The organism is Streptomyces sp. NPDC028298 (assembly GCF_055565895.1).
In genome coordinates this window covers 32740-45951 of sequence record NZ_JBVHTL010000013.1, presented here as the reverse complement: position 1 = coordinate 45951, position 13212 = coordinate 32740, and the positions used below count along the sequence as shown (strand labels likewise).

Below are 13212 nucleotides of genomic sequence, written 5' to 3'. Positions count from 1 at the left end.
GGTGCGTACGAGGTGGGGGGACGTCGTCAGAACTTGATCCCGCCGAGGAGGCCGGCCAGGCTCTCCCCGCCGGCCTTGATGCTCGGCGCGATGGCCGTGCTGGCGAGGTAGAAGCCGAAGAGTGCGGCCACCAGGGCGTGCGACGCCTTCAGCCCGTCCTTCTTGAAGAAGAGGAAGACGATGATGCCGAGAAGGACGACGCCTGACATGGACAGAATCATTTGAGCTCTCCTGGATCGTGGGGACGGTCACCATGAGTTGTCCCAGGATCACAGCATGTATCCATACGATAAAAGGTGCAACAGGGTGAAAACTGGCTGATTTCACCCACGTGACGGAGCCGACTTGCGCCGCCTGAGCTGCCCTGTTGCGCCCGATGCGTACTTTGTGATCTTTGCCGCGGAGGATGCCTCTCATGTGCCCTCGGAGCCAGTACCCTGTCGATTCACCCGAACGGTTGCATGGAGAGGCGGTCCGGCCGATGAGCGAAGCCCCCGACCCCGAGGTCGTGGAGCTCGCGACCAAGATCTTCGATCTTGCGCGACGCGGCGAGACGGAGACGCTCGTGGCGTATGTCGACGCGGGCGTCCCGGCCGACCTCACCAACGACCGCGGCGACTCGCTCGTGATGCTCGCCGCCTACCACGGTCACGCCGACGCGGTCCGCGCCCTCCTGGAGCGGGGCGCCGAGGCCGACCGGGTGAACGACCGGGGCCAGACCCCTCTCGCCGGCGCCGTCTTCAAGGGCGAGGAGGCCGTCATCAGGGTCCTCCTGGCCGCCGGCGCCGATCCGGCCGCGGGTACCCCGTCGGCCGTCGACACGGCGCGCATGTTCGCCAAGACGGACCTGCTCGAATTGTTCGGCACGCCATGAATCGAACGCTCTGACCAGGCGAAACGCAGGAAAAAAGGGAGGCGGAACGGGGCCGCCGGAAATACGGTCGCGGCAGGAAGAACGGCCGGGTCATCATGGCGACGTGATTCACGGACGCGATGGCTGGGCAGGAGTTGCCGCACCGCGCGGGCCGTGACTCGGCCCGCATGGGCCACCGACGAGAGGCAGAGGAAGATGGTCTACAGCAAGCAAGAGACGGCGGGCGCCCCGACGTGTTGTCACGCGGCCAGGTAATGCAGGATCCCGGTTGCGTCGACGCTTGATGTGAGGCTGTTTCCCATGTTCGATCCGGTCATAGCGCCCAGCGGAACCCTGCTCGGCCTGCTTCAGAGGGGCCGCGGCGACGGCACGCTGCACGCGCTCACCGCACCGCGCGCCGAGGCGCTCGCGGCACTGAACCATTGCGTTCTCCGGGACCCCCGCCACGACTGGCAGGTGGAGAACCGCTCCCTGTACTACGCCCGTCTCTACCTCGACCTGAACGGTGAACTCGACGAGATCGAGCGGCACCTGTTCGACGCCGAGGACGTCCTGGACGACTGCGAGTCACGCACGGGGCTCGCCCTCGCGGTCCTCGGCCACCTCGCCTCGTACGGCAGGCGCGACGCGCTCGCCCTGCTGCGCAGGTACGCCGCGGTCGGCTCCAACTGGAACTGGGCCCTGGACGAACTGGCCCTGCGCGACGACGACGCGGGCCTGCGCGCCCTCGCCGCCCCCGTGCTCGCCCGGTTCCCGGCCGATCCGGAGGGCGAGGCCGCCCTCGCCGCCGTCGTCCGCGACTCCTTCGAGCCACGCCCCTGGCGGCTGTGGGCCGAGGACTCCCGTACGTCCATCGCCACGCGGGTGCGCGCCGCCCAGGAGGCCGGGTCCTTCGACCGCTGGCAGCGCCAGATGCGGCCGACCGGACCCCGCCCCGGCTGGAGTGTCGGCGCCGTCTTCGAATGGGCCCAGCAGGGCGTCGAACGCGGAGCCGCGCTGCACGTCCCCGCCGCCCGCTGCCTGACCGCCGTCGCCGGACCCGAGGACCGCCCCGAGATCGTCGCGGCCGCTCGCCACGGGGCCGAGGGAGCGCGCTGCACAGCCCTGCGCTATCTCGCCGACGGCAATGATCCGGACGCCCTCGACCTGATCGAGGCGGCCGTGTCGGACGGTTCCACGGCCGTCGCCGAGGCCGCCGTGGACGCCTTCGAACGCATGCAGAGCGTCGCCGCCGTCGACCGGGCCCGCGGCTGGGCGCACCGGCCCGACGCCCTCGGCGCCGCCGCCGGCCGCGTGCTCGCCTGCCGGGGCGGAGCGCAGGACCGCGATCTCGTCCTGGCCGCCCTGCGCGAGGCGGTACGGGGCGAGGGCCCCGACGCGCCGACCCTGTGGACCCTCGTCGACGGCACCGGACGGCTCGGCATCGCCTGCGCCGCCCCCGTCCTGCGGCACATCTACCGGGAGACCACGTCGTCGCATCTGCGCCAGCGCGCCGCCCGCGCCCTGGCCGTCACCGATCCCTCGTTCCCCGCGGGCTTCGCCGTCGAGTGCCTCTGGGACTGCGAGGAGACCACCCGGGAGACCGCCGCACGGCACGCCGAGACCGGCGACGCGCGCGTGGTCGACCAGCTCCGCCGACTGGCGGCGGATCCGGCCGAGGAGGCCGAAGTCCAGACAGCCGTACGGAGCAGGATCGGGCCCGACATGCCGGCCGTATGAACGTTCGGTGACCCGGGAGTCAGGAGCGTGTGGACGAGGGCTGACCTGCCCGGGTGCGGAGCGCAACGCTCACGGGACGTTCATCGTTCGCATAGATCCACGTTGACGCGGCCACGTCCAGCGGGGCGAGAACACCCGTATGCGTGTCGTCATCGTGACCGAATCCTTTCCCCCCGATGTGAACGGCGTGGCCCACTGCGCGCTCCAGACCGCCCGGCACCTCGTCGATCGCGGTCACGCTCCCCTCGTCGTCGCTCCCGCCACCTCCCCCAAGTTCTCGGCCTCCCCCGACCAGGGAGGCGCCCCCACCGGGAACGGGCCCGACGCCCTCGCGCCGTGCCCGGTCGTCCGCGTCCCCTCCATCCCGCTCCCGGGCTATCCCCAGGTCCGCGTCGCCCTCCCCAGCCGACGCGTCGCCGCGGCCATCACCGAGCACCGCGCCGACATCGTCCACCTGGCCAGCCCCTTCATCCTCGGCGTCCGCGGCATGGCGGCCGCCTCCCGGCTCGGCATCCCCGCCGTGGCCGTCTACCAGACCGACCTCGCCGGATACGCCCGCACGTACATCAGCGCGGGTGAGGCCACCGCGTGGCGGCGCATCCGCTCCGTGCACGCCGCGGCCGACCGCACCCTCGCTCCCTCCAGCGCGGCCCTGCACGACCTGGAGGCGCACGGTGTGCCCCGGGTGCGGCTCTGGGCGCGCGGCGTCGACACGGTCCGCTTCCGCCCCGGTCACCGGGACGAGGCGCTCCGCCGCGAGCTCGCGCCGAACGGCGAGGTGATCGTCGGCTATGTCGGCCGCCTCGCCCCCGAGAAGCAGATCGAACTGCTCTCCGGCGTCTGCGGCCTCGACGGCGTACGCGTCGTCGTGGTGGGCGACGGACCCAGCGAGACCACGCTGCGCGGCGCGCTCCCCGGCGCCGTCTTCCTCGGCCGGCGCACCGGCGACGAACTCGCCCGGATCTTCGCCTCGCTGGACGTCTTCGCGCACACCGGCCCCTTCGAGACCTTCTGCCAGACCGTGCAGGAGGCCATGGCCAGCGGCGTGCCCGTCGTGGCGCCCGCCGCGGGCGGACCGCTCGACCTGGTCGACCACGGACGCACCGGACTGCTGGTGCCGCCCCGCGACGCCGACGCCGTACGGGACGCGGTGCGCACCCTGGCCGCCGACCCCGCGCTGCGGGCGGCCTACGGCGCCGCCGGCCACGCCATGGTCGAGGGCCGCACCTGGGCCGCGGTCGGCGACCAGCTCATCGGCCACTACGAGGACGTGCTCTCCGCGCGGAAGCTGGTGGCGGCATGAGTCTGCGCATCGTACGGCTCGCGAACTTCGTCGCCCCCTCCTCCGGCGGGCTGCGCACCGCCCTGCGGGAGCTGGGCGCCGGCTACCGGGCGGTCGGCCACGAACCGGTCCTCGTCATACCCGGTGAACGCGCGAGCGACCGCGACACCGAGCAGGGACGGGTGATCACCCTGCCCGGCCCGCTGCTGCCCGGCACCGGCGGCTACCGCGTCCTCACCGACAAGCGGCGCCTCGCCCGGCTCCTGGAGACGCTCGCCCCGGACCGCCTGGAGGTCTCGGACCGCACCACCCTGCGCTGGACCGGGGTCTGGGCACGACGGGCCCGGGTGCCCGCCGTGATGGTCTCCCACGAGACCGCCGACGGCGTCCTGCGCACCTGGGGACTGTCCGAGGCGATGGCCCGGCGCACCGCCGACGCCCTCAACGTCCGTACGGCGCACTCCTACGCGCGCGTGGTGTGCACCACCGAGTTCGCCGAGCGCGAGTTCGTGCGGATCGGCGCCCGCAACGTCGTACGAGCCCCCCTGGGCGTCGACCTGGTGGACCGGCATCCCGCCCTGCGCGACCCGGCCCTGCGCGCCCGTCACGCGCGCACCGACCAGGTGCTGCTCGTCATGTGCTCCCGCCTGTCCGTCGAGAAGCGCCCCGGCACGGCGCTCGACGCGCTGGAGGCGCTGCTGCGGCGCGGCGAGCGGGCCGTCCTCGTCGTCGCCGGGGACGGGCCGCTCAGGGCCCGGCTCGAGCAGCGCGCCCGGGAGCGGAGGTTGCCGGTCACCTTCCTCGGGCACGTCGCCGACCGCGCCCTGCTCGGTTCGCTCCAGGCCTCGGCCGACGTGTGCCTGGCGCCGGGGCCGGCGGAGACCTTCGGGCTCGCCGCCCTGGAGGCCATGGCCTGCGGCACCCCCGTCGTCGCCAGCGCGCTCTCCGCGCTGCCGGAGATCGTCGGCTCCGCCGGGGCCACCGCCGCCGACAGCGGGGACTCCTTCGCGGACGCCGTCGGGCTGCTGCTCGGCCGCGCCGAGGACGAGCGCAGGCAGGCGGCACGCGCGCGTGCCGAGTGCTTCGGCTGGGACGCCGCCGTGACGGGATTCCTCGCCGCGCACGACACCGTGGCCGTGAACCGGCCGCGTCTCCAGGAGGGCGTGGCATGAGACCGGTGCGGTTCGTCGCCCTCGGGGACTCCCTCACGGAAGGGGTGGGCGACCCCGTCGGGGACCGCTGGCGCGGATGGGCCGAGCTGCTCGCGCCGGGGCTCGCGCCCGCGGACGCGCCCGTGCGGTTCACCAACCTCGCGGTCAGCGGCGCGCAGACACGCGACGTCCTCGAACGGCAGACCCCGGCGGCGCTCGCCCTGGAGCCCGACATCGTCTCCGTCGTGATCGGCGTCAACGACACCCTGCGGTACACGTTCGACATCCGCTCGGTGGCCGAACGGCTCGACACCGTGTACGCCGCGTTCCGCGCGCGGGACGCCGTCGTGCTGACGGCCTGCCTCCCGGACCCCGGCTCGATGCTGGGGCTGCCGGGAGCGCTGGCCCGCCCGCTGGCCCGGCGTCAGCGCGCGGTCAACGCCGTGGTGCACGCGCTCTCCGAGCGGCACGGGGCGACGCATCTGCACGCGGCCGAGGAGGACTGGCTCGAGGACCGCGCCGTGTGGAGCGCCGACCGGCTGCACCCGGGGGAACTGGGACACCGTCAACTGGCCCTGCGCTTCCACGCGCTGCTCGCCGAGCAAGGCGTCGCCGACGGGACCACCCCGTCGGCCGAGGCCGAGTTCCCCGCGCCGACCCGCACCGCGAGCCTTCTGTGGCTGGCCACGGCCGGCACGGGCTGGGTGGCCAGGCGCTGCACGGACCTGCTGCCCCAGTTGCTCACCCTCGCCGCGTCCGAGGTGCGCCACCGGGCCCGGGGCACCAGCGCGCGGCTCGACCTGAGCGCCGCGCACGCCGTCGCCTCGGCCCTGGCGGCCCTGTCGGTCGCGGAACAGCCGGACGTGGCCTGACGGGCGGGTCCCGCGTCGCCCTCGGCGTCGATCCCTCGTCCGCGGCCCTCATCTGCGGCGTACGGCCAGGAAACGCACCGGGGTTCCCGGTACCGCCTGGGCCGCCGCCGGAAGGTCGGCGGGACGGACGACCGCGATCACCGGGTACCCCCCGGTGGTCGGATGGTCGGCGAGGAAGACGACCGGACGGCCGTCGGGCGGCACCTGCACGGCACCCAGCACCATGCCCTCACTGGGGAGTTCGCCGGGGACGGCCCTCTCCAGTGAGGGCCCTTCCGTGCGCAGACCGATGCGGTTGCTCGCCGAGGAGACCCGGTAGAGGCGCGTCGTGAGCGTCCGCAGGGCCGCCGCGGTGAACCAGTCGTCGCGTGGGCCGAGGGTCACGCCCAGCACCAGCTCGGCGGGCGGGGCGCGGTGCGGGACGACGTCCACCCGCGCGTGGAGAGGGCCCGGACTCCCCAGGGGAAGCACCGTGCCGTCCGTCAGCCGTGGCGGGCCGAGCCCCGAGAGGAGGTCGGTCGAGCGGCTGCCGAGCACCGGATCGACCGCCACTCCGCCGGACACGGCCACATAGCTCCGTAGCCCCGCGCGCGCGGAACCGATGTCCAGGAGAGCCCCCGCGGGCACCCGGACCGGAGCCCCCCAGGCGGCCGGACGGCCGTCCACCCGCACCGCGCAGGGCGCTCCCGTCACGGCCACCGTGACCGTCGAACGGGGGCGCAGGGCACAGCCGTCGACCGTTGTCTCCAGCACGGCCGCCCCTGCGGGGTTGGCGACGAGCCGGTTGGCCAGCGCCGCCGCGGGCGCGTCGAGCGCTCCCGAGCGCGGAACGCCGAGATGGGCGTGCCCGGGCCGCCCCTGGTCCTGGACGGTGGTCAGGGCACCTGCCCGCACCACCGCGAGGGCCCGGTCGCTCATGAACACCTCTCCGGTACGAAGCGCACCCGCGCGCCGGGTGCCAGCAGCGCGGCCGGCACGCGCGCGTGGTCCCACAGCGTCGCGTCCGTCGTGCCGATCAACTGCCAGCCGCCCGGCGAACTGCGCGGGTACACGCCGGTGTACGGGCCCGCCAGCGCCACCGAGCCCGCGGGCACCGCCGTGCGCGGGGTCGCCCGGCGCGGCACGTCGTACCGCCCCGGCAGTCCCGTGAGGTAGCCGAAGCCGGGCGCGAACCCGCAGAAGGCGACCCGGAACTCGGCCGCGGCGTGGATCTGCGGCACCTCGCGGACCCCCACCCCCCAGTGGGCCGCCACGTCCGCCAGGTCGGGACCGTCGTACCGTACGGGGATCTCGACGGTGTCGTCCGCGCGCGTGGTCAGCGGGGGGATCTCCCAGCCGGGCAGCAGGTCCGCGAGCCGGCCGGGGTCGTCCAGGCCGTCCAGGAGCACCGTGCGGGCCGCCGGGACGATCTCCCGCGCGGACAGCGAGCCCTCGGCCCGGCGCCGCACCAGCTCGGCGTGCAGCGCCTGGGCGGCCTCCCCCGAGGAGACCTCCACCAGCAGCGCCCGCTCGCCGACGGACAGGACCTTCACACCGCTCCCTTCCCCGTCGTCGCCGGCCGGCACCGGGGCCGTGCCGCCGCCCGCGGCCGGGCCGCTCACGCGAACGCCTCCACGCGCACGCCGGAGGACTCCAGCCGCGCCCGTACCCGGCGGGCCAGGTCGACCGCCCCCGGCGTGTCCCCGTGCAGGCACAGGGAGCGCGCCCGGACCGGAACGCGCTCCCCGGACCGGGTGGCGACCGTCGCGGAGAGCGCCAGGCCGAGGGAGCGTTCGACCACGGCCTCGGCCTCCGTGATCACCGCGCCCTCCTCGGTACGCGGCACCAGGGTGCCCTCCTCGGTGTACGCGCGGTCCGCGAACGCCTCGGGGACGACGGGCAGTCCGGCCCCCTCGGCGATCTTCAGGAAGCGCGAGGACGGCAGGCCCAGCACCGGCAGACCCGCGCCCGCGAGCAGGACACCGTCGACGACCGCCGCCGCCTGCTCCTCGTCGTGCACGACCCGGTTGTAGAGCGCGCCGTGCGGCTTCACGTACGCCACCCGTGAGCCCGCCGCGCGCGCGAAGACCTCCAGGGCGCCGATCTGATAGGCCACTTCGGCAGCCAGCTCGTCGGGCGGCACGTCCATCGACCGCCGCCCGAACCCCGCCAGGTCGCGGTAGGAGACCTGAGCACCGATCCGTACGCCCCGCTCGGCCGCCAGCTCGCACACCCGCCGCATGGTGACCGCGTCCCCGGCGTGGAAGCCGCAGGCCACGTTGGCGCTGGTCACGACGGACAGCAGCCGTTCGTCGTCGGTCAGCCGCCAGCGGCCGAAGCCCTCGCCGAGATCGGCGTTGAGATCGATCGGGTTCATGGGCTGCCGTTCCTCCTCCTCCGGCCCGTTCAGGCCACTCGGTACTGCTCGTCACGGGTGTCGGTGATGAACATCCGGCCGGGCGCGTGGGTGATCGCGAACGGCGGACGGGACGCCATCACGGCCGCCTGGGGCGTCACTCCGCAGGCCCAGAACACCGGGATGTCGTCCGGGGCCGCGATCACCGGATCGCCGAAGTCCGGACGCGAGAGGTCCTCGATGCCGAGCCCCGACGGATCGCCGCAGTGCACCGGACTGCCGTGCACGGCCGGCAGCAGACTGCTCTCCCGGATCGCCGTGCTCAGGTGCTCGGGAGGCACGGGACGCATCGACACGACCATGGGTCCGCGCAGCCGGCCCGCCGGACGGCACTGACGCGCCGTCACGTACATGGAGACGTTGCGGCCCTGCTCGATGTGGCGCAGCGGGACGCCCGCGGAGCTCAGCGCCCACTCGAAGGTGAAGCTGCAACCGATCAGGAACGACACCAGGTCGGGCCGCCAGTGGTCCACGACGTCGGTGGGTTCGGCCACCAACTCGCCGTGTTCCCACACCCGGTAGCCGGGCAGATCGGTACGCAGGTCCGCGCCCGCGGCCAGCACCGTGGTCCAGGAACCGGCGTCGGTGACGTCGAGGACCGGGCACGGCTTCGGGTTGCGCTGGCAGAACAGCAGCATCTCGTAGGCCCAGTCGGCGGGCACCGACACGAGGTTGGCCTGGGCGTGGCCCGCGGCGATCCCGGCCGTGGGGACCGACAGTCCCGAACGGAACCGCCGACGGGCCCTTTCGGGGGTCCACGCGCGCGTGTGGCCCGAGGTCTTCAGCGGGCTCGGTGAGCCGTCGCCCGGAGGGGCGGCCGGCAGGACCTCGACGGTGTCGTTCACAGGAGCTCCTTGCCGCGCGTCTCGGGGAGTCCGGTCAGGGCGAGGGCGGCGAGGGCGTAGCCGATCGCGCCGAAGACCAGCGCTCCGCCCACGCCCCAACTGTCGGCCAGGAAGCCGACCGTGGTGGGGAAGGCCGCCCCGACGGCACGCCCGGTGTTGTACGCGAAGCCCTGTCCCGTGCCGCGCACCGCCACCGGGTACAGCTCGCTGAGGAACGAGCCGAAGCCGCTGAAGATCGCCGACATGCAGAAGCCGAGCGGGAAACCGAGCACCAGGAGAAGGGTGTTGGCGCCGCTCGGGATGTTCGCGTAGGCGAGGATGCAGGCCGCGGAGAGGACCGCGAAGAGCAGGATGTTGCGCTTGCGGCCCAGTCTGTCGGTGAGGAGACCGCCGGTGAGGTAGCCGAGGAAGGCCCCGGTGATCAGGAGCGTCAGATACCCGCCGGTGCCGACGACGGACAGCCCGCGCTCCGTCTTGAGATACGTGGGCACCCAGGTGGCCAGCGTGTAGTAGCCGCCCTGGACACCGGTGGAGAGCAGGACCGCGAAGAAGGTGGTGCGCAGCAGCCCCGGGGTCTCGGCCGTGCCCGGCCGGAAGATCGCCGTGAACGATCCCCTGTCCGTGCTCTTCTCGCGGGCCGCGGCGGCCTCGGGGGCGTCCCGTACCTGGCGCCTGACCCAGACCACGAGCAGCGCGGGCAGTGCGCCGGTCCAGAACATCACGCGCCAGGCGAGGTCGTCGTCGAGGTACTGGAAGACCAGCGTGTAGACGAGCACCGCCAGGCCCCAGCCGACGGCCCAGGCGCTCTGGACCGCGCCGAGCGTGCGCCCCCGGTGCCGGGGGCTCGCGTACTCGGCGACCAGGACGGCGCCGACCGCCCACTCGCCGCCGAAACCGAGGCCCTGGAGGGCGCGGAACACCAGCAGCGTCTCGTAGTTGGGCGCGAAACCGCAGGCCACGGTGAACACCGCATAGGTGATCACCGTGATCATCAGCGCCTTGACGCGTCCGATCCGGTCGGCGACGACGCCCGCGACCGCGCCGCCGACCGCGGACACGACCAGCGTGACCGTGGTGAACAGCCCGGTCTGGCCGCTGTCGAGACCGAAGTAGGCCGCCAGCGCGACCATGCTCAGCGGCAGGGTGAAGTAGTCGTACGAGTCGAGGCCGTAGCCGCCGAACGCGCCGCCGAACGCGCGCCGGCCCCGCGGGCCGAGGGCGCGCAGCCAGCCGAACGCGCCTTCCTCGGAGCCGGGTTCACCCGTGACGGATGACGCTTCGGGGTTCAGGGCCTGGGGTGGAGGGGTCGTGCTCATGGGCACCTCGCAATGAGGGACGGAGAGTGCATGAGGACTGAGCCGGGCCGTGCGGAAGCCTTCGGGCGCTGGGCAGTTCGCGGTGACGCGGAGAGCGCCTGCCCGACAAGGTAGAGGATCGTTGAACGATCCCTCAATACCCGTGTTGTCTCGTTCTTCGGTCTGCGGTTGAATTCCGGGCATGGCAGAGCTGACGGAACTGGCCGACGATCGCGCCCTCTTGGGCCGCACCAGCACCGCCGAGCGAGTCTCGGACATCCTCAGGAGCCGGATCGCCGAGGGCTTCTTCCCGCCCGGGACGCGACTGTCGGAGGACAGCATCGGCGGCGCCCTCGGGGTCTCCCGCAACACGCTGCGCGAGGCGTTCCGGCTGCTCACGCACGAGCGGCTGCTGGTGCACGAACTCAACCGGGGGGTCTTCGTCCGGGTGCTCACCGTCGACGACGTCGAGGACATCTACCGCACCCGGTCCCTCGTCGAGTGCGCCGTGGTCCGCGGGCTCGGCAGTCCGCCCTACGCCGTGGAGGGGATCGCCAGGGCCGTCTCCGACGGGCAGCGGGCGGCGCGCGAAGGTGACTGGAAAGGAGTGTCGACCGCCAACATCCACTTCCACCGCGAACTGGTCGCGCTCGCCGGCAGCGCCCGTACGGACGAGGTGATGCGCAGCGTCTTCGCGGAGCTGCGTCTGGCGTTCCACGTCGTGGACGACCCCCAGCGGCTCCACGAGCCCTACCTCGCGCGCAACCACGAGATCCTGCGCACCCTGCGGGCGGGCGACCGGGACGCCGCGGAGCGGCTCCTCGCGGTCTACCTCGACGACTCGCTCAGCGGCCTCGTCGAGGTGTACGCGCGCCGGGTGGCCGACGGGGGAGAGGGCACGGGCTGACGCCCTCGCGCGGCGCGTGTGCCGGGCGGGCCGGCGTGTGGCGTCGGCCACGTGGGGCCGGGCCGGTGCCAGGGGCTCGGACATGGACGGCGGCGTCCCCGCGCGGGGCTGTGTCCGGTCGTGGCGTCGGCGGGCCGGCGGGATGAGCCTCCGGTCGTGCCCCTGGCGGGTTGGAGGTGAGGCGCGTTGTGACTGTCCGCGTGTCCGGCCGTGCCCACCGCGACCGGGGCGGCCGTTCGTGGTCCGGCGGGGGTCGCGGTCGCTTCTGCGCCGTTTCGACCGTTGTCGGACCGAGGACCTAGTCTGTGCACCGTGACTTCGCCTGCATCGACGGACAGCGTTCCGCCCCAGTTCAGCGCGGGGCCGCGCCCGGCGCCGGGCCCGGCCGCCGACGAGGGCCTGGCGCGGCGGCTGCGCGCGCTCGCGTGCACGGCACCGCTGCACGACCTGGACGTGCGCAAGGCGAACCTCGCGGGTGAGTACACGGTGTACGGCATGGCCGAGGTCGCCCTCGCGGCCATCGATCTCGTCACACTGAACATGGACTTCGACACGGGCGCCGACCACGACCAGATAGTGGCCCGGCTCATCCCGCGCATCGCCGCCCAGGCCCCCGGCCGGCCGGTCGCCGAGCACGAGCGCGTGGCCCGCTGGGTCCTGGAGAACCTGATCAACGTCGGCAGCGTCGACCGGGGCTTCCGGGCCGTGTACGGCACCTTCGCACCCGACGGCAGCTATGTCCGCCGCGACTACGACTTCAAGCTGATCGAGGAAGTGCCTGGCTACGGGGGAGGCGTCTACCTCCGTACGACCGACGAAGCGGTCAACGTCCTCGTCGGCGCCCTCGACACGGATGTCACCAGCGCGCAGATCGCCGCCGAGGTCAAGCTGGAGGTGCTGATCAGCCGCGGCCGGCTGGCCGACGCGCAGCTCGCCGCCGAGCAGGCCCGCTACCGCACCGTGCAGTACGCGGAAACGCTGCGCAAGGCACTCGACGCCACCCGGCGCAACGTCCGGGCCGTCGACTGGCTCCAGGCCGTGCCCGACATGATCGCCGAGGCCCTGGACCACGTGGCCGACCGGTACCGCCACGAGAACGCGATCCTCACCAACATCCGCAAGGCCCGCGACGAGTCCGAGGACCCCGAGCAGAAGCGGCGCGCGGCCGAGCTGGTCGACATAGTCAAGGACTGCATCCGCCGGCACACCCAGCTCCAGTCCCGCCTCCTCGAAGCCGGCCCGCTGTTCCGCGCCGAGCAGGACCGGCAGGCCTTCGGCACCCCCATGACGACCTCGGGGATCGACCTGTACGGCCACCTCGTCGCGCCGGTGCTGCCGCTGCCCGTGGAGCGGGCGCTGCGCGTCACCGACGCCTTCTTCAAGCGCGGGACGGGCCTGCGGACCCCCGTCGCCGTCCGGGTCGCGGACCTCGTCGACATCCTGTTGACGCCGCCGCTGGAGCGCGAGCACCTCGGCGCGGAGATGCCCGAGCCGGACCTGATCGCCACACCGGACGACAGCCGTTTCAGCGAGGAGCAGCTCGCCTCCGCCAAGGAACTGCTGAACCTGCCGCCGGACGCGCCGCGCAGACTGTCCGGGCTGCTCGCGGAGGCCCGCCGCAGCGATCCCGAGCTGCCTTACCTGGTTGCCCTCCTGGCCGTGCACGCCGCGAGTCCGCCGGTCGGCACCGCCTACCGCCAGGGCGAGGAGCGCCTCCTGTTCGCCGTGGACGACGGGACCGAGCTGGACGACCCGGAATTCGGCGGTGCCGATCTGATCGTCGGCATGGCCCTGCTCGACGCGGCCGGGATGAAGGCGGACCGGGCATGAACCGTCCGCCGCGAGAGCGTCCGCACCGCGGGACGCCCGTCC

At 73.5% G+C, this 13212-nt stretch carries 13 protein-coding genes; 7 read left to right on the top strand and 6 right to left on the bottom strand.

Annotation, left to right across the window (positions count from 1 at the left end; translation table 11 throughout):
• Positions 1-26: 26 nt before the first annotated feature.
• Complete coding sequence (locus tag ACZ4TO_RS38730) at positions 27-221, bottom strand: hypothetical protein (RefSeq protein ID WP_037621052.1); 195 nt, start codon at positions 219-221, stop codon at positions 27-29.
• 260 nt (positions 222-481) lie between these two features.
• Here ACZ4TO_RS38730 and ACZ4TO_RS38725 point away from each other — a divergent pair, with 260 nt between their 5' ends.
• The 5 genes from ACZ4TO_RS38725 (at position 482) to ACZ4TO_RS38705 (ending at position 5898) form a co-directional block, all read left to right on the top strand.
• Positions 482-874: an ankyrin repeat domain-containing protein gene (locus ACZ4TO_RS38725; protein WP_382795527.1), complete on the top strand. Its 393-nt coding sequence runs from the start codon at positions 482-484 to the stop codon at positions 872-874.
• Positions 875-1174: 300 nt separating this feature from the next.
• Positions 1175-2593 carry a HEAT repeat domain-containing protein gene (locus tag ACZ4TO_RS38720; RefSeq protein ID WP_468026702.1) on the top strand — a complete coding sequence of 473 codons (1419 nt, stop codon included), beginning with the start codon at positions 1175-1177 and terminating at the stop codon, positions 2591-2593.
• Positions 2594-2732: 139 nt separating this feature from the next.
• The gene (locus ACZ4TO_RS38715) at positions 2733-3896 is read left to right on the top strand and encodes a glycosyltransferase family 4 protein (protein ID WP_382795521.1); all 1164 of its coding nucleotides are present in this window, start codon (positions 2733-2735) and stop codon (positions 3894-3896) included.
• The gene (locus tag ACZ4TO_RS38710) at positions 3893-5047 is read left to right on the top strand and encodes a glycosyltransferase (RefSeq protein WP_468026701.1); all 1155 of its coding nucleotides are present in this window, start codon (positions 3893-3895) and stop codon (positions 5045-5047) included. Before ACZ4TO_RS38715 ends, ACZ4TO_RS38710 begins: the two co-directional genes overlap by 4 nt.
• The gene (locus ACZ4TO_RS38705) at positions 5044-5898 is read left to right on the top strand and encodes an SGNH/GDSL hydrolase family protein (RefSeq protein WP_382795516.1); all 855 of its coding nucleotides are present in this window, start codon (positions 5044-5046) and stop codon (positions 5896-5898) included. The genes ACZ4TO_RS38710 and ACZ4TO_RS38705 overlap by 4 nt, the downstream gene beginning before the upstream one ends.
• Positions 5899-5946: 48 nt before the next feature.
• Here ACZ4TO_RS38705 and ACZ4TO_RS38700 read toward each other — a convergent pair whose 3' ends face one another.
• The 5 genes from ACZ4TO_RS38700 to ACZ4TO_RS38680 all read right to left on the bottom strand — a co-directional run bounded on the left by ACZ4TO_RS38700 (position 5947) and on the right by ACZ4TO_RS38680 (position 10454).
• Positions 5947-6816, bottom strand: coding sequence for a 5-oxoprolinase subunit C family protein (locus ACZ4TO_RS38700; RefSeq protein WP_468026700.1), 870 nt, complete (start codon positions 6814-6816; stop codon positions 5947-5949).
• Positions 6813-7430 (bottom strand): 5-oxoprolinase subunit B family protein, encoded by a 618-nt coding sequence (locus ACZ4TO_RS38695; protein ID WP_468026715.1) that lies wholly within the window; start codon positions 7428-7430, stop codon positions 6813-6815. Before ACZ4TO_RS38695 ends, ACZ4TO_RS38700 begins: the two co-directional genes overlap by 4 nt.
• A 65-nt stretch (positions 7431-7495) precedes the next feature.
• Positions 7496-8254: a LamB/YcsF family protein gene (locus ACZ4TO_RS38690; RefSeq protein ID WP_385048210.1), complete on the bottom strand. Its 759-nt coding sequence runs from the start codon at positions 8252-8254 to the stop codon at positions 7496-7498.
• A gap of 29 nt (positions 8255-8283) precedes the next feature.
• Positions 8284-9117, bottom strand: coding sequence for a putative hydro-lyase (locus ACZ4TO_RS38685; RefSeq protein WP_468026714.1), 834 nt, complete (start codon positions 9115-9117; stop codon positions 8284-8286).
• Positions 9118-9134: 17 nt separating this feature from the next.
• Entirely contained in the window at positions 9135-10454 is a 1320-nt protein-coding gene (locus ACZ4TO_RS38680) for an MFS transporter (RefSeq protein ID WP_382795508.1), read from the bottom strand.
• A 181-nt stretch (positions 10455-10635) separates the two neighbouring features.
• On the opposite strand from ACZ4TO_RS38680, the gene ACZ4TO_RS38675 reads away from it, so the two are divergent.
• Both ACZ4TO_RS38675 and ACZ4TO_RS38670 read left to right on the top strand, forming a co-directional pair.
• Positions 10636-11340 carry a GntR family transcriptional regulator gene (locus ACZ4TO_RS38675; protein ID WP_382795506.1) on the top strand — a complete coding sequence of 235 codons (705 nt, stop codon included), beginning with the start codon at positions 10636-10638 and terminating at the stop codon, positions 11338-11340.
• A 312-nt stretch (positions 11341-11652) separates the two neighbouring features.
• Entirely contained in the window at positions 11653-13170 is a 1518-nt protein-coding gene (locus ACZ4TO_RS38670; protein ID WP_467846089.1) for a hypothetical protein, read from the top strand.
• Positions 13171-13212 lie beyond the last annotated feature (42 nt).